Source organism: Paraconexibacter sp. AEG42_29 (genome assembly GCF_040581415.1).
GTDB lineage: Bacteria > Actinomycetota > Thermoleophilia > Solirubrobacterales > Solirubrobacteraceae > Paraconexibacter.
Genome location: NZ_CP114014.1, coordinates 4,639,466 through 4,653,494, shown reverse-complemented (window position 1 = coordinate 4,653,494; position 14,029 = coordinate 4,639,466). Strand labels below are relative to the sequence as shown.

Here is a 14,029-nt window from a genome sequence, read left to right as displayed (position 1 = left end):
GGGCGTCGGTGTGGGAGGGTTGGGCATGGCTGATCACAAGATCTGGTGTGGCGTCTGTGAGGCGACGTGCGGGCTCGTCGCGACCGTCGAGGACGACCGCGTCACGAAGATCCGCCCCGACGACAGCCACCCGAACTCCGAGGGCTTCGCGTGTCCGAAGGGCATCCTCTACCCGGCGATCCTCGAGGACCCAGACCGGCTGACCGCCCCGATGCAGCGCCAGCCGGTGGGCACGTTCACCGCCGTGAGCTGGGACGTCGCACTGGACGACATCGGCCGGCGCCTGAACGGCGTCATCGATGCGACGGGCCGCGAGTCCGTCGGCGTCGCCCTCGGCAACCCCACCGGGTGGAACTACGGGGCGTTCCTGTTCGCCTTCGGCATGGCCGCCGCGCTGAAGACCAAGCACTTCTTCACCGCCGGCTCCGTCGACATCAACAACTACTGGGTCGTCGGCGAGCTGCTCTACGGGCACAACCTCGTGAACCCGATCCCCGACTTCGACCGCGCGACGTTCGCGCTGATCATCGGCGCGAACCCCGTCGTCTCGCACGGATCGATGGCGACCATCGGCAACATCCGCCACCGCATGAACGGCATCGTCGAGCGCGGCGGGCGGATCGTCGTCGTCGATCCGCGCCGCTCGGAGACGGCCGGGCTCTACGAGCACGTCCCGGTCCGCCCGGACTCCGACGCGTGGCTGCTCGCCGCGATGCTGAAGGTGATCCTCGACGAGAACCTCGAGGACCGCGCCGCGATCGGGCAGCAGACGACCGGGGCGCACACGCTGCGCGCGCTCGTCGCCGACGTCGACCTGGACTTCGCCGCCGAGGAGACGGGGATCGACCGCACCACCATCGAGACGCTGGCGCGCGACCTCGCCGCCGCGGACGCCGCGGTCGTCTACGGCCGCGCCGGTGCGTCGCTCAGCCGCTTCTCGACGCTGACGAAGTACCTGCTCGACGTCCTGGGCATCGTCACCGGCAACCTGGACCGGCCCGGCGGCATGGTCTTCCCGCAGCCGTTCCTGGACGCGGAGAAGTTCACGAAGCTCATGAAGCTGAACGGCTACGACCGGTGGCGCACGCGGGTGGACGGCATTCCGGAGGTCCTCGGGACCTCGCCGCTGGCGACCCTGCCGCGCGAGGTGCTGACGCCCGGCAAGGGCCAGCTGCGCGCGCTCGTCGCCGTGTCCACCAACATGGCGACGACCTCGCCCGCCTCCGGCGAGATGGAGCGGGCGCTGGCCGACCTGGAGCTGTTCGTCTCCCTCGACCCCTACCTCACCGAGACGAGTCGCCTGGCCGACTACGTCCTGCCGCCGACGATGCTCCTGGAGCGCGAAGGCTTCCCGCTGTTCGGCCAGCTGCACTACGGGGTGCCGAACGCGTCATGGACCGATGCGATCGTCACGCCCCGGGGGGACGTGCGCGACGACTGGCGGATCTTCGACGACATCTGTAGGCGCATCGGCCTGGTGCCGTCACCGGCGCCGGGGGCTCAGCTGATGGGCCGCCTCGGGATCCGCCTGCCGCCGTGGGTCGGGGTGGACCTCTTCATGCGGGTCTCGCCGGACGGCGACCTCTTCGGCCTGCGGCGCCGCGGGATCAGCCGCAAGAAGCTGCTGCGGCACGACGGCGCCATAAAGCTGCACGACCGCCCCGCGACCGGCGTCCTGCGCAAGAAGGTCCACACGAAGGACAAGCGGGTCCACCTCGAGCACCCCGTATTCACGAGCGAGATGGCGCGGCTGCACGCCACGCCGTCGGCCGACGCCGAGCATCCGCTGCGCCTGTTCACGATCCGCGAGCTGCGCTCGCAGAACTCGTGGCTGCACAACGTCCCGAAGCTGATGTCCGGCGGCCGCGGCTGTCGCCTGCGGATCCATCCGGACGACGCCGCTGCGCGCGGGATCGAGGACGGAATGGCGATCGCCGTCGCGTCGCGCTGGGGACGGATCGAGGTCGAGGCGCGCGTGACGGACGAGGTCATGCCGGGATCGGTCGGGCTGAACCAGCACTGGGGCCACAAGGGCGGCTGGAAGGTCGCGGTGGCGGCCGGCGGCGGCCGCTACAACGACCTCGTGCCGAACGACAGCGCGACGCTGGACGTGGCGTCGGGCAACGCGTGGCTGAACGGCATCGGCGTCGAGGCGGTGCCGATCGAGGTCCCGGTCCCGGCCGACGGGGCCGCGGTCCCGGCGTGAGCGCCACCCGCCGGTGTTGCCAGTCGGCCGACCGGTAACGTCCCGCCGACCATGACCGAGATCACCCGCACCCGCGACGTCCCCGGCACGCCGGACGAGGTCGCGGCGCTCGTCACCGACCTCTCCCGCTGGCCCGAGTGGTTCGCCCTGCACAAGGGGTGGATCGGCCCGATTCCGACCGAGGCGAAGGTCGGCGCGACCTTCCAGCACAAGGTCCGCGTCCTGGGCGTCCCCGCCGACACCAAGTGGGAGGTCACGAAGCTCGACCTTCCCGGGCACATCGTCCTCAAGGGCAAGGGCTCCAAGCGGACCAACATGGAGGTCGACTTCCGGATCCAGCCGCGGGACGGCGGCAGCCGGATCGCCCTGCAGGCCAAGGTCGGCGGCCTGGTCCTGAAGCCGGTCGCGGGCCAGTTGGGGAGCTGGCTCGACGTCCGGGTCGACCGGACGCTGGACAGCCTCGAGGCGCTGCTCGCCGCCTGATCAGGCGGGGGTCTCGGTGTGGGCGCGCAGGACGGCCGCGAGGTGCGGCCGGGCGATCGCCCAGCGGCGCTCGAGCGTGGCGGCCGGGACGACGGGCGCCAGCGTCGCGAACCCGCGGATCGCGGCCAACGCGACGTCGAGCAGCTCCAGGACCTGGGTGCGCTGCTCGAGGTCGGGCAGGACGGGGGCAGCGGTCCGGCGGAGGAGCGTGCCGATGTCACGCTCGAGGCCGCGCATGTGCCGGCGCAGCTCGTCGTCGGTGCGGGCGGCGATCCACAGCTCGAGCGCGGCCCGGAACGCCAGGCTCTGGTGCACGCGCCACAGCTCCTCGAGGAACGCCTCGTGCTGGGCGGGGTCGGCGACCGCGCTGAGCCGCACGCGCTGCCCGACGTCGTGCGCGATCTGCTCGGTCGCGTGGCGCATCGCCTCGACGACGAGGTCCGCCTTGGTCGCGAAGTAGTGCTGCTGGGTTCCCTGGGAGACGCCCGCGCGCTCCGCGATGCCGCGGGTGGTGATGCTGCCGTAGCCGTCCTCGACGAGCGACACGAGCGCGGCGTCCAGGAGCGCGGCGCGGGTGGTCGCCCGGCGCTCGGCCTGGGTGCGCCGCGGGCGGGTGCCGAGGTCGTGGGCGGGTTCGGCCATCTGGACACCAGCGTAACGGCCGACGGGACGTCCAGGCAGCTCCCGGTTCAGCCCTGACGCGCCAGGTGCAGGGGCGCCCGTCCGCGCTTGCCGGCCGGCTCGACGAGCTCCATCACGTGCAGGCAGTACGCGGTCCGCTGGGCAAGGACCGTGCGGCAGCCGACCAGCGCAGCGAGCTCCTTGGTGGTGAACGGGGCTGCCGGCAGCGGCGGCAGCAGCCCGAGCGCGTCGGCCGGGGTCGCCAGGACGATGCGGTCGACGATCTCCACGAGCCGGCGCTGGCCGCTGTCGAGGGTGCGGCGCCGCTTCTTCACCGGGGCAGCCCCGCGGATGTGGTCCTCGCGCGTCAGCACGACCTCGAGGGTGAGGTTCGGATGGGCCAGCAGGGACGGGAACGTCACGAGCCGGTCGAACAGCTCGACGGCGGTCGCGCGCCGCGGTGAGCGGCGCGTGGACAGCACCTCGCCGTGCTCGTCGACGCGGACGATCCGGCGCTCGGCGGCGATCGGGTGGACGATCCGCACGCGGTGCTGGTCCAGGAGCGCGTCGAGCTTCGGGCCCAGCGGGCCGAAGCCCCCGGTCTGGATCTCGACGAGCTCGCCGTCGGCCCGGACGAGGTCGATGACGTAGCGACCGACCTTGACCTCGGTGCGGTCGCCGGGGCCGGCCAGGGCGTCCTTCAGGGCGGCGTGCAGCGGGCCTTCGCGGAGCACGCCGATGCCGGACACGCGCGGCACGTTAGCGACCGCTGCGCCGTCCCGGAACGACGACGGCCCCGCCGGGAAGGGCGGGGCCGTCGCAGGCAGCGGGTGTGCGCGGGCGTCAGTCCTCGAGCTCGTCCGGCTGCAGGAGGTACTCGCCGATGTACGTGCGCGTCTGGTCGCCGTTCAGCGGCTGGAACAGCGACGCGGCCGAGTCGCGGTAGAGGCGCTCGAAGATGTTGCCGCGGCGGAAGGACTGGCCGCCGACCATGCTCATCGCGTGCTTCGTCATCCACATCACGTTCTCGGCGATGAACGTCTTCGCCAGGCCGATGTAGGGGAAGCGCAGCTCGAGGGGCCAGTCGTCGTCCTTGCCCTCGGTGACCTCGTTGCACGTCTGGTAGAGGACCCGGCGACAGATCTCGTAGCGGGACGCCATCTCGCCGACGCCGTCCACGATGTGTCCGACGCCCGAGACCTTGACCTCGTTGGCGGCGATCGCGCCGAAGACCGCGCCGAGCGTCTTCTTCGAGAGCAGCGCGCGGGACTCCTCGAGCACCCGTGCCTGCATGCCGAGGTAGATGCTGGCGAACGTGAGCGACGCCCACTCCAGGACGCCGAACGCGCCGGTGCGCCACTCGCAGATGAAGCCCGACTCGGGGATGAAGAAGCCGTCGAAGTGGATGACGTGCGTGCCCGTCGCGTGCATGCCGAGTGAGTCCCACGACCGCTCGACGCGCAGGCCGTCGCCCTCGAGCGTCTCCGTGTCGAAGCCGAAGTCGGCGATGAAGAAGCTCTCGGCCGCGACGCGCTCCTCGAAGGTCTCGGGCAGGTTGCCCTCGGCGTCGGTGATCGTCGCGTTGGTCGTGATGATCGATGCGGCCTCGCAGTTGGTGCCCCAGGTCTTCGTGCCGTAGATCTTCCAGCCGCCGCCCTCCTGCGGGATCGCCTTCATGTCGGCCAGGCCGCTGAAGCCCGCGCGCTTCTCGGAGAAGGGGCCGAACATCAGCTCCTTGCCGTTGGCGACACGACCCAGCCAGTACTCGTTCTGCTCATCGCTCATCAGGCCGCCGGCGATGCCGACCATGATGTAGTGCATGTTGTAGGCGAGGGTGATCGCCGAGTCGCCCTTGGACAGCTCGCTGATGATCTTCGACGTCTGCAGCAGGCTGCCGCCGTGACCGCCGAAGCGCTTCGGGACCGAGATGGCGCCGAGATCGGTCGCCTTGAACCGCTCGATCGACGGGAACGCGAAGGTGTTCTTCTCGTCGAACTCAGGGCCGATCTCGCGGAAGTACTCAGAGAGCTCCTCCGCCTGCTCGAACAGGCGGTCGAAGTCCGCCTCGCTCAGGGTTGCGTCGAACGCCGACGTCGTGCTCGCGGCTTGGAAGTCGTCGGTCTCGGTGGTAGCCATGCGTTGGTTCTCCGTCTCTCTCGGGTAGGTCGGGGTGGGTCGGTCGCGGTCAGACGGCGAGGAGGTCGTCGCGACCCGCATCCGCCAGCCGCTGCTTGTAGGTGTCGAACAGGCCCTCGGTGAGCGGCAGCAGCTTCAGCGCGACGGAGCGCTTGCCGTCGAGCTTGACCTTGCGCTGGGCCATGGCGAGCGTGAAGTTCAGCTTGCCCTGCCAGAACTTGTTGGCGTTGTCGGAGGACATCCGCAGCTGAACGGTGTGCTTGCCCTCCAGCGCCGCGTCGCCGGTCACGACGGTCTGGCCCGGGAAGTCGATCAGCATCGTCGCGTCGGGGCTCGTCTGCTTGAGCAGCACGACGAGGTTGGTCCCTTCCGTGGCCTTGACGAACGACTCCGTCTGCGTCGCCGTCTCGAACATCTTGCCGATGTACTCGTAGACCTCATCGGCATCCTTGAACGCGCTCACGCTCGCACCCTCTTCTCTCGGGACAGGCCCGCAGTGCAGCCCGAGTGCAGGCGCCGCGCTTCGAGCCAGATGGTCATTGGCCCAAAGCTACGGTCGCGAAGACCGTCGAACCTCCCCCCTCCCGGGGGTCTACGTGAGCAAAAGGGGGGGGTCAGGTACGGCGGTGTGGCGCGATCGCGGCGTTTCCGGCGTCAACGGCGCGCGCGGACCCACTTGGACTTGTTGCCGGCGTCGTCGACGACCCGGACGTACGGACGTGGTCCGACGCCCTTGACGGTCAGGGTCGGGCCGAACCGGCGCGTGACCGAGCTGACGCCGGGCTTCAGGGCGACCTCGGCGAACGCGACCCCGGAGGTGGCGTCGGACGCCTTCAGGCGGATCGTGGTGGCCTTCGTGTTCGACCGGCGCGCCGCCCGCAGCGAGGTACCGCGGCCGACCGTGGTGCCGCCGGAGGCCCGCACCGAGCGGACGGTCGGCGCCGTCTGGTCGAGGATGACGTCGTCGCTGAACGTCTTCGTCGCGTCGAAGGCGCCGACGAAGCGGACGTAGACGGTCTTCGGAAGGCGCTCGGAGCCGGACGTCGCCAGCGTGTGGGCGTAGACGTTGGTCGCGCTCCAGGGCTTGGACACCGCGTTCTGGAAGCCGCCGTCGTTCGACACGAGGACGGCTGTGGTCCCGGCCGGTGCGGTGATGTTGAGGTTCACCGTCGTCGACGAGACGTAGGAGGCGCCCGCCGCGATCGAGACGCCGATCGGGCCGGTCGGGTCCGGCGAGCCGCCGAGGGGCGGGTCCGTCGTCCCGCCGCCGGGCGGGGTCGTGGTCCCGCCGCCCGGAGGGGTGGTCGTTCCGCCCCCGGGCGGGGTCGTGGTTCCCCCGCCGGGCGGGGTCGTCGTCCCGCCACCCGGGGGCACCGGATCGCCGAGCGCCTTGGCCCAGTACGTGTAGCCGTAGCTGTTCCAGCGCTGCACGCGGGCGTTGCCGAAGTCGGCGATGAAGAGGTTGCCCTGCAGCTCGCCGCCGTACTGCCAGAACACGTCGAAGTCGGTCGGGTCGTTCAGCTTGCCGGGATCGGAGCCCGTACCGCCGAGCTGCCGGAACTGCGAGCCGTCGCTGCCGTAGAAGTGGATGACGTCCTGGTCGAGGTCGGACGCGAAGACCACGCCGTAGTCGTCGAGCTCGACGTCGGTGACGGTCCCGCCGACGGGGAACGTCGTCACGGCGTTGCCGTTGGACTTGTAGAGCTTGACCTGCTTGCCGACCGGGTCGGCGATGGCGACCTTGTAGCCGGCCGACGCGTACTGGTTGTAGGAGATGCCGCCGGGCGCGAAGTCGAGGTTCCAGGTGAAGAGGCTCGTGAGGTTCGTCTTCTCGAGCCGGACGGCGACGTTCGAGCAGCTCGAGGCCACGTAGACGGACGTGTCGGCGACGCTGACCCCGCCCTTGTAGATCGCGTCCGTCGTGCCGGTGCACGGTGTCGGGGTCGCAAGGGCGAGCGGGGCGCCGGCCGCGCTGAGCTCCTGCAGGCGGTTGGTGCCGTCGAGGACCCAGACGTGGCCGGTGTCCTTGTCGACGTCGATGCCGGTGATGACGCCGAACGTCCCGGGTGTCGTGCCGGTGCCGCCGAAGGTCGGGCCGACGGTGCCGTCGGGGGCGATCTTGGTGATCAGGCTGGAGCCGCTGTCGGCGACGTAGGAGGTCCCGTCCGGGCCGACGGCGACCGAGTACGGGGCCGCGGCGGCGGGCGCGGCCCCGGCGGCGAGAACGCACGCCGCCAGGGCGAGGCAGAGGGTGTGGCGCTTCATCTCATCTCCGGTCGTGACATGTCCGTGTCGTTCCCAGCACTGGCCCCCGAAAACCATGCTGACCCGCTGCCGACGGGCTGTCCCGAAACGCTATCGCGTCGCCGTCACGCGGTTGGCGAACAAGGTCGTTCGTCGATGCGTTAGCGTGGCGGGCATGGACTCGACAGCTCCGCGGATCGCCCCGGGCGGGCGGGCCGACATCGGCACGATCAACCACGGGATCGCCCGGCTCCTGGGCTTGGTCGCCGGGGGCGGGCCGCCGAACGTGTTCACGACCATCGCGCGGCACCGCGGCATCTTCCGGCCGTGGCTGCGGTTCGCGGGCGCGCTGATGCCCGGCGGCGTCCTGCCGCGCGACCAGACCGAGCTGCTCATCCTGCGCGTCGCCCACAACTGCGCCAGCGAGTACGAGTGGTCCCAGCACGCGCGGATCGCCCTCACCACCGGGCTGACCGCCGCCGACGTCGAGCGGGTCAGGGCCGGCGCGGACGCCGACGGGTGGTCGGCCCGGCAGGCGCTGCTGCTGCGCGCCGCCGACGCGCTGCACGCGGACCACACCATCGACGACGAGCTGTGGGCCGAGCTGCGACCGGTCATGAAGGACGCCGAGCTGATCGAGCTGTGCCTGGTCGTCGGGCACTACTCGATGCTCGCGATGACGCTCAACACCCTCCGGGTCCAGCCCGACGCGCCGGCCGGCCGCCCGCCGCGCGCGCTGCGGGTCGTGCAGTCGATCGTCGCGCGCCGCTGACGCGCGGACGACGGTCCGGAACCCGGTGCGAGGCGGGCGGGGCGATACGGTGCTTCCCGTGAGCACCGGTCCGCAGCGCCTGCCCCGTGGTCGACACGGCCTCTCCCGCGAGGAGGTGGTCGCCTCCCAGCGTGAGCGCATCCTGCGCGCGATGGCCGACGCGATGGCCGAGCGCGGCTTCGTCGGCACGTCGGTCGCGGACGTCCTGCGCACGGCGGGCGTCTCGCGCGAGACCTTCTACCAGCAGTTTTCCTCCAAGGAGGACTGCTTCATGGTCGCCTACGACGCGGCCGTCGGCATCATCCTGGAGGGCATCGGGACGTCGGTCGGCGGCGGGGACGCGGAGGGGCTCGGCCGGTTCGAGCGCATCGACCAGGCCCTCGGGTCGTATCTGGAGGCGGTCGCCGCCGAGCCGGCGTTCGCGCGCGTCTTCCTGCTCGAGGTGTACGCCGCCGGCCCGGCGGCGCTGGCGCACCGGGCGGCCGGGCAGCAGCGGTTCGTCGCGCTGGTCGCCGCGCTGTTCGGCGCGGACGACGAGGAGGGCCTGTTCATGGCCGAGGCGCTCGTCGCCGCGACGAGCTCGCTCGTCACCTCGCGCCTGGCGGCCAACGACCTCGACGCGATCCGGGCGCTGCGGCGCCCGCTCGTCCGCCTGGCCGGTCAGCTCGTGGCCGCCGGCACCGCCGGTGCCCCCGATTGATCGGCGGTTCCCCCGCGGCGGCGCGTCGTCACGGGATGATCACGTGCGACGGGTCCGGCTGGTCGGCCCGCGGCGCCTGGCTGTAGTCGCCGAACGGCCCGTCGCGCTCGGTCACGACGGCGCGCACGCCGTCCCGCTCCGCGATGTCGATGAACCGCCGGGCGTCGGGCGTGTTGCGCATCAGGCCGTCGAGGATCGGGCCGAGCGTCTGGGTCGACGCCAGGCCCATGTTCTCGTAGACCTGGTTCGTCATCAGCTTCATCGCCGCCAGCTGGGAGGACGGGATCGCGGCCAGCTCGGCGGCGAGTGCCGCGACGCGGGCCTCGAGCTCGGCGAAGGGGACGGCCTCGTTGATGAGCTCGACGTCGGCGGCCTCACGTCCGGTGAGCGGTCGCCCGGTCAGCGCGTGGTACTTCGCGCGGCTCAGGCCGAGGCGGTAGAGCCACATCCCCGACAGGTAGCTGCCCCACATGCGGCTGTACGGCGTCCCGATGACCGCGTCGTCGCTGGCGATCACCAGGTCGGCGCAGAGGGCGAAGTCGCTGCCGCCGCCGACGCACCAGCCGTGCACCTGGGCGATGACCGGCTTGGGCGCGCGCCAGACGGACATGAACTGCTGGGTGGGCGCGATCTCCGGCGCGGTGGCGAACTGGAAGTCCTTGCCCGGGTCCCAGGCGCCGTCGGTCTGCAGCGCGTCCCCCCACTGCTGGAATCCGCCGCCGAAGTCGTAGCCCGCGCAGAACGACCGGCCCGCGCCGCGCAGCACGATCACCTTGACGCCCGTGTCGCGGACGGCCCGGCCGACGGCGCGCTCGAGCTCCTCCGGCATCGGCGGCACGATCGTGTTCAGCTGATCCGGCCGGTTCAGCGTGATGGTCGCGAGCGGGCCGTCCGTCGCGTACAGCAGGGTCTCGTAGTGCTCGTCCGGGCGCGGGTCGGTCATGTCGCAGGTCGTACCGCGGGCCCGGCCCGCAAGTCAAGACGCCGGCGCCCGGTCCTACTCCTCCGCGGCCGGCGGGGCCGGGACGCCGTGCCTGTTGATGGCCCGCAGGAGGTACGGCCCGAGCGTCGTCGAGAACGTCTGCGTCAGGTGGTCGTTGTCCTTGTGGACCAGCGCCCCGCCGATGACCGGCAGGCAGAGCCGCTTGCTGCACATGAACGACGTGAGGTCGATGACCTTGACCCGGCTGCCGCCGTACTGCTTGGCGGCGGCGACCGAGGGGTCGGCGTCCTGGGCGGTCGCGTAGGGGACGGCGCAGGCGGGGCCGGCGGGCTTCTTCGCCTTCATCGCGCGGGTCACGCAGCCGGCGGTGCGGCCCGTGTTCCGCGGGGTGTCGCGGATGACGAAGATCCGCGTGACGGTCTTGGGGAGGGCTTTCCAGACCGCCTGGTAGCCGGCGATCTGCGTCTTCTCGTTCGTGCTGCCGGACGGGACGACGACCTTGCCACCCGTGTGCTGGGAGACGAAGACGGTCGTCACCTCGGGATGCTTCGTGAACCATCCCAGCGCGGCCTTGTTCCACGCCTTGCACTCCTTCAGGTCCGCCGGGTCGTCGAGCTTCGCGACGGCCTTTGAGAACGGGCAGCCGGAGTGCGTGAGCGAGACCCCGCGCCAAGTGCGGCCGGCGGCGGCGACGTCCAGCGCGGCGCGCCAGTGGGCGGCGTGGCTGTCGCCGACCAGTGCGACGGTGTTCTCGGCGTCGTCCGGGGAGGCGCCGAACGCGCACGGGAGCAGGACCTTGGTCCGCTCGAACGGGGTGCAGGCGCTGTTGGGCTCCAGGACCGCGTCGTCGGGCTTGGGGACGACGGTCAGGCGCAGCTTCGGGTCGCGGCACGGGCGCTGCGGGTCGCGGGCGGCGGCGCCGAAGCAGTCAGAGTCCGGCGCGCTGCCGAGCGGGGCGCCGATCCCGGTGCCGCGAAGCGCATGCGAGCCGGGCTCCGCGGCGGGGTTGGCCGCTGCCGCGGGGCCGAAGGTGACCGCCGCGGCACCGGCCACGACGGTCAGGACGACGAGCAGGAGCAGGAGGGGACGGGGCGCGGCGGTCGGCATCGAGGTCCGAAACGGTACGCAGTCGCAAAGGAAACGGTCGCGCCGCCGCCGGGCCCGCCGGCGCTCAGGCCGGTGCGTCCGCGTACAGCGCCAGCTCGAACGCGAGCAGCGTCTCGACCACCTTCTGGTCGAAGAACGGCAGCACCTGCGTCAGGACGGCCGCGCTCAGGCCGCTCTCGCGGTCGATCCAGTAGTAGCAGTTGAACAGTCCGGCCCAGTCGCCGCTCCCGGCCGCGCGGAAGCCCGGGATGCGCTCGTGACGCAGGGCGAGGCCCAGGCCCCAGCCGGTCTTGATCGGCAGCGCGGGGACGTCGTTGGACAGCTCGGGGGCGGCCGACACGATGCCGTCGGGCTGCGTGATCCCCTCGATGTGGTCGGTGAACATCAGGTCGACGGTCTCGGGCTTCAGGATCCGGGCACCGTCGAGCTCGCCCCCGCGCAGCAGTGCGCGCAGGAAGCGGCCGTGGTCGGCGGCGGTGGCGTAGGAGCCGTGGCCGCCGGCCGCGAACTCGGGGTCGGGCGGGAGGTCGACGGGCGCCGGGGCGAGCGAGCCGTCCGCCTGCCGCGAGTGGATGCCCATGAGCCGCGTGCGCTGCTCGTCGGTCGGGCGGAACGTCGCGTCGTCCATGCCGAGCGGGCCGAAGACGCGCTCCTGCAGCACCGCATCGAGCGTGCTGCCGGTGATCGCCTCGACCACCATGCCGAGCCAGTCGGTGTTGACTCCGTACTCCCAGATCGTGCCCGGGTCGTGGATCAGCGGCGCCATCAGGCTGCTCTTCAGGCCGGTCAGCACGACCGGCGCGCCCGTGACCTCGTGCCACTTCGTGAGCTTCGCGCTCGAGAAGAAGTACCCCAGCCCGGCGGTGTGGGTGAGCAGGTCCTGGACGACCGGGGGCCGGGCGGGGGCGCGGAGGATCGGCGTGTCGCCGTCGAACCCGTCGAGCACCTGCAGCTCGCCGAACGCCGGGATCACGTCCTGCACCGGCGTGTCGAGCGCCAGCCGGCCCTCCTCGATGAGCTGCAGCGCGGCGACGCTGGCCATCGCCTTCGTCATCGACGCCATCCGGAATACCGTGCTTGTGTCGACCGCCGGGGCGTCCGGGTCAGCGGCGTGGAGGCGACCCGCCGCGCCCTCGTAGATGACGCCGTCGCGGGTGGACACCACCGCGGCGATGCCGGGTACCGCGCCGCTGTCGGCCGCCTGCTGCAGCAGGGCGTCGAGGGCGGACGTGTCGATGGCCGTGCTGTCGATCGTGGACATGGAGCGACACTACCGGCGGGTCTCAGGTCGGTGTCAACCGCGTCACTCCGTGGCGGTCGTGGCGTTGAAGGAGCATGAACGCACGTCGCCTCACCTCCCTCCTCGCCGTCGCCGCCGCGGGCTCCGCCCTCGCCGGCGCTCCGTCCCCGGCCGCCGCGGCCCCCAAGGCCAAGAGCTGCCCGTCCCAGAAGGGGACGATCGTCAAGGACGGGGCCGGTCGCGTCTTCCACCGGGGTACCCGCCTCTACGCGTGCACCACGGTCTACGGCCACGCCCCGAAGTCGCGCTACATGGGGCCGTGGTCCTCGAACACGAAGGTCTCGTTCGACGGGGTGAACCTCGCGTGGACGGTCCGCACGACCGCCGCGGGCAAGAAGACCGACCGGGTCTGGGCGGGCAGCGCCGACACCGGCAAGCGCTGGATGCTGGGTCAGAAGCCGAACCCGGGCGGGGCCGATCTGGCCGCCCGCGAGGACACCGTCGCGCGGATCGTCGCGAACGACCGTGGGATCGCCTGGGTCACGAAGGGCGGGTCGGTCGTCGGGGCGCTGCAGGACCCCGCCGAGGACAAGGTCGCGCCGATCGGCAGCTTCGCCACGCCGCCCTCGGTGCTGCAGGAGAAGCTCGTCCTGGTCGGCAGCTGGCCCGGAGCGACCACGCAGCTGGCGAGTTCGCTGCGGCTGGTGGAGACCGGCGGCGACGGGGACGAGTGCGGCGGCGTCAACACGTACGAGCTGACCGTGCGTCCCGAGGCCGCGGGCGAGCCGGTCGGCGTGCGCTGGGACGGCTATTGGACGAGCACGAACTGCGACTGAGGCGACGCCCGGGGCAGGTTCCCGGGCGTCCCCAGGCCCGACGCTAGGCCGACCGCCATCCGCTGCGCCAGCGCCGCGGCCCGCGCGTCCTGGCGCTCGGTGATGCGGTGCACCAGGGCGCTGGTCATGACCGCGCCCGCGATGATCAGGACGTCGGCGGCGCCGTCGAGGATGTCCCCGGCGCGCGAGGAGTCCAGGGACTCCCGGTCGGTCGCGAGGCCGCCCGCCAGGCCCACGATCCAGGCGCCGATCCACAGCGCCCACCAGAGGTGCACGCGCATCGCCACCGGCAGGCCGGTGACGTCCACCGCCGCGGTGCGTGTCGGCGCGGCCGGGTCGCCGCTGCGCCAGAGGTCATCGGTGACGCGTTTGGGCTGGACGAGGTTCACGCCCGGGGTGACCCAGGACGCGGCCGCGGAGCGGGCTGTCCAGCGGCCTGAGGGCAGGCCCAGGGCGCCGAGGTTCGCGGTCGCCTGCGCCTGCCAGTGCAGGTAGCACCCCGCGGCGATGGCGAGCACGGCGAACTGCGTCCAGAGCGTGACCAGGCGGAGCGTCTCGGAGTGGTCCAGCACGCTCACCGATCGGCTGCCGTCCAGGAACGCGTCGATGGCCAGCAGGTCGTTCACGGCGGCGAGGAGCGCCAGCAGCGCGGCGACGACGACGGCCTGGAGCGCGGACTCGACGCGGCGGGCACGGGCGGCCGCCGACCGGTGCCCGTGCACGCTGCCGATCACCGGCCGC

At 71.9% G+C, this 14,029-nt stretch carries 14 protein-coding genes; 5 read left to right on the top strand and 9 right to left on the bottom strand.

The window, feature by feature from the left end:
• The first annotated feature begins 25 nt into the window (after positions 1–25).
• Together DSM112329_RS22615 and DSM112329_RS22610 are read left to right on the top strand one after the other, a co-directional pair.
• Complete coding sequence (locus DSM112329_RS22615) at positions 26–2,206, top strand: molybdopterin-dependent oxidoreductase (protein ID WP_354698816.1); 2,181 nt, start codon at positions 26–28, stop codon at positions 2,204–2,206.
• Between the two features lie 51 nt (positions 2,207–2,257).
• A complete protein-coding gene (locus DSM112329_RS22610; protein WP_354698815.1) occupies positions 2,258–2,689 on the top strand; it encodes an SRPBCC family protein in 432 nt (143 codons plus the stop codon).
• Here DSM112329_RS22610 and DSM112329_RS22605 read toward each other — a convergent pair whose 3' ends face one another.
• The 5 genes from DSM112329_RS22605 to DSM112329_RS22585 form a co-directional block, all read right to left on the bottom strand.
• Positions 2,690–3,331 carry a TetR family transcriptional regulator gene (locus tag DSM112329_RS22605; RefSeq protein WP_354698814.1) on the bottom strand — a complete coding sequence of 214 codons (642 nt, stop codon included), beginning with the start codon at positions 3,329–3,331 and terminating at the stop codon, positions 2,690–2,692. It lies immediately after the preceding gene.
• 47 nt (positions 3,332–3,378) lie between these two features.
• Positions 3,379–4,059 carry a hypothetical protein gene (locus DSM112329_RS22600; protein ID WP_354698813.1) on the bottom strand — a complete coding sequence of 227 codons (681 nt, stop codon included), beginning with the start codon at positions 4,057–4,059 and terminating at the stop codon, positions 3,379–3,381.
• A 94-nt stretch (positions 4,060–4,153) separates the two neighbouring features.
• Positions 4,154–5,446 (bottom strand): acyl-CoA dehydrogenase family protein, encoded by a 1,293-nt coding sequence (locus tag DSM112329_RS22595; RefSeq protein ID WP_354698812.1) that lies wholly within the window; start codon positions 5,444–5,446, stop codon positions 4,154–4,156.
• A 49-nt stretch (positions 5,447–5,495) separates the two neighbouring features.
• Positions 5,496–5,909, bottom strand: coding sequence for an SCP2 sterol-binding domain-containing protein (locus tag DSM112329_RS22590; RefSeq protein ID WP_354698811.1), 414 nt, complete (start codon positions 5,907–5,909; stop codon positions 5,496–5,498).
• 191 nt (positions 5,910–6,100) lie between these two features.
• Complete coding sequence (locus tag DSM112329_RS22585; RefSeq protein ID WP_354698810.1) at positions 6,101–7,711, bottom strand: hypothetical protein; 1,611 nt, start codon at positions 7,709–7,711, stop codon at positions 6,101–6,103.
• A gap of 154 nt (positions 7,712–7,865) precedes the next feature.
• Between DSM112329_RS22585 and DSM112329_RS22580 the strand changes: the two genes are divergently transcribed.
• Complete coding sequence (locus DSM112329_RS22580) at positions 7,866–8,462, top strand: carboxymuconolactone decarboxylase family protein (protein ID WP_354698809.1); 597 nt, start codon at positions 7,866–7,868, stop codon at positions 8,460–8,462.
• 58 nt (positions 8,463–8,520) lie between these two features.
• Positions 8,521–9,162, top strand: coding sequence for a TetR/AcrR family transcriptional regulator (locus tag DSM112329_RS22575; protein ID WP_354698808.1), 642 nt, complete (start codon positions 8,521–8,523; stop codon positions 9,160–9,162).
• 28 nt (positions 9,163–9,190) lie between these two features.
• On the opposite strand, the gene DSM112329_RS22570 is transcribed toward DSM112329_RS22575, so the two are convergent.
• From DSM112329_RS22570 to DSM112329_RS22560, 3 genes are all read right to left on the bottom strand, one after another.
• Positions 9,191–10,105 carry a crotonase/enoyl-CoA hydratase family protein gene (locus tag DSM112329_RS22570; protein ID WP_354698807.1) on the bottom strand — a complete coding sequence of 305 codons (915 nt, stop codon included), beginning with the start codon at positions 10,103–10,105 and terminating at the stop codon, positions 9,191–9,193.
• Positions 10,106–10,159: 54 nt separating this feature from the next.
• Positions 10,160–11,212 (bottom strand): SGNH hydrolase domain-containing protein, encoded by a 1,053-nt coding sequence (locus DSM112329_RS22565; RefSeq protein ID WP_354698806.1) that lies wholly within the window; start codon positions 11,210–11,212, stop codon positions 10,160–10,162.
• Between the two features lie 64 nt (positions 11,213–11,276).
• Positions 11,277–12,473 (bottom strand): serine hydrolase domain-containing protein, encoded by a 1,197-nt coding sequence (locus DSM112329_RS22560; protein WP_354698805.1) that lies wholly within the window; start codon positions 12,471–12,473, stop codon positions 11,277–11,279.
• Positions 12,474–12,547: 74 nt separating this feature from the next.
• Here DSM112329_RS22560 and DSM112329_RS22555 point away from each other — a divergent pair, with 74 nt between their 5' ends.
• Positions 12,548–13,288: a hypothetical protein gene (locus DSM112329_RS22555; RefSeq protein WP_354698804.1), complete on the top strand. Its 741-nt coding sequence runs from the start codon at positions 12,548–12,550 to the stop codon at positions 13,286–13,288.
• On the opposite strand, the gene DSM112329_RS22550 is transcribed toward DSM112329_RS22555, so the two are convergent.
• On the bottom strand, positions 13,261–14,022 hold the full coding sequence (locus tag DSM112329_RS22550; RefSeq protein ID WP_354698803.1) for a DUF4328 domain-containing protein: 762 nt from the start codon (positions 14,020–14,022) through the stop codon (positions 13,261–13,263). The genes DSM112329_RS22555 and DSM112329_RS22550 overlap by 28 nt on opposite strands.
• Between the last annotated feature and the right edge of the window lie 7 nt (positions 14,023–14,029).

Coding starts and splice junctions, on each gene's coding strand:
- DSM112329_RS22555 (WP_354698804.1), top strand. CDS start 12,548: ATGAACGCACGTCGCCTCACCTCCCTCCTCGCCGTCGCCGCCGCGGGC.
- DSM112329_RS22610 (WP_354698815.1), top strand. CDS start 2,258: ATGACCGAGATCACCCGCACCCGCGACGTCCCCGGCACGCCGGACGAG.
- DSM112329_RS22565 (WP_354698806.1), bottom strand. CDS start 11,212: ATGCCGACCGCCGCGCCCCGTCCCCTCCTGCTCCTGCTCGTCGTCCTG.
- DSM112329_RS22595 (WP_354698812.1), bottom strand. CDS start 5,446: ATGGCTACCACCGAGACCGACGACTTCCAAGCCGCGAGCACGACGTCG.
- DSM112329_RS22580 (WP_354698809.1), top strand. CDS start 7,866: ATGGACTCGACAGCTCCGCGGATCGCCCCGGGCGGGCGGGCCGACATC.
- DSM112329_RS22585 (WP_354698810.1), bottom strand. CDS start 7,711: ATGAAGCGCCACACCCTCTGCCTCGCCCTGGCGGCGTGCGTTCTCGCC.
- DSM112329_RS22605 (WP_354698814.1), bottom strand. CDS start 3,331: ATGGCCGAACCCGCCCACGACCTCGGCACCCGCCCGCGGCGCACCCAG.
- DSM112329_RS22615 (WP_354698816.1), top strand. CDS start 26: ATGGCTGATCACAAGATCTGGTGTGGCGTCTGTGAGGCGACGTGCGGG.
- DSM112329_RS22560 (WP_354698805.1), bottom strand. CDS start 12,473: ATGTCCACGATCGACAGCACGGCCATCGACACGTCCGCCCTCGACGCC.
- DSM112329_RS22570 (WP_354698807.1), bottom strand. CDS start 10,105: ATGACCGACCCGCGCCCGGACGAGCACTACGAGACCCTGCTGTACGCG.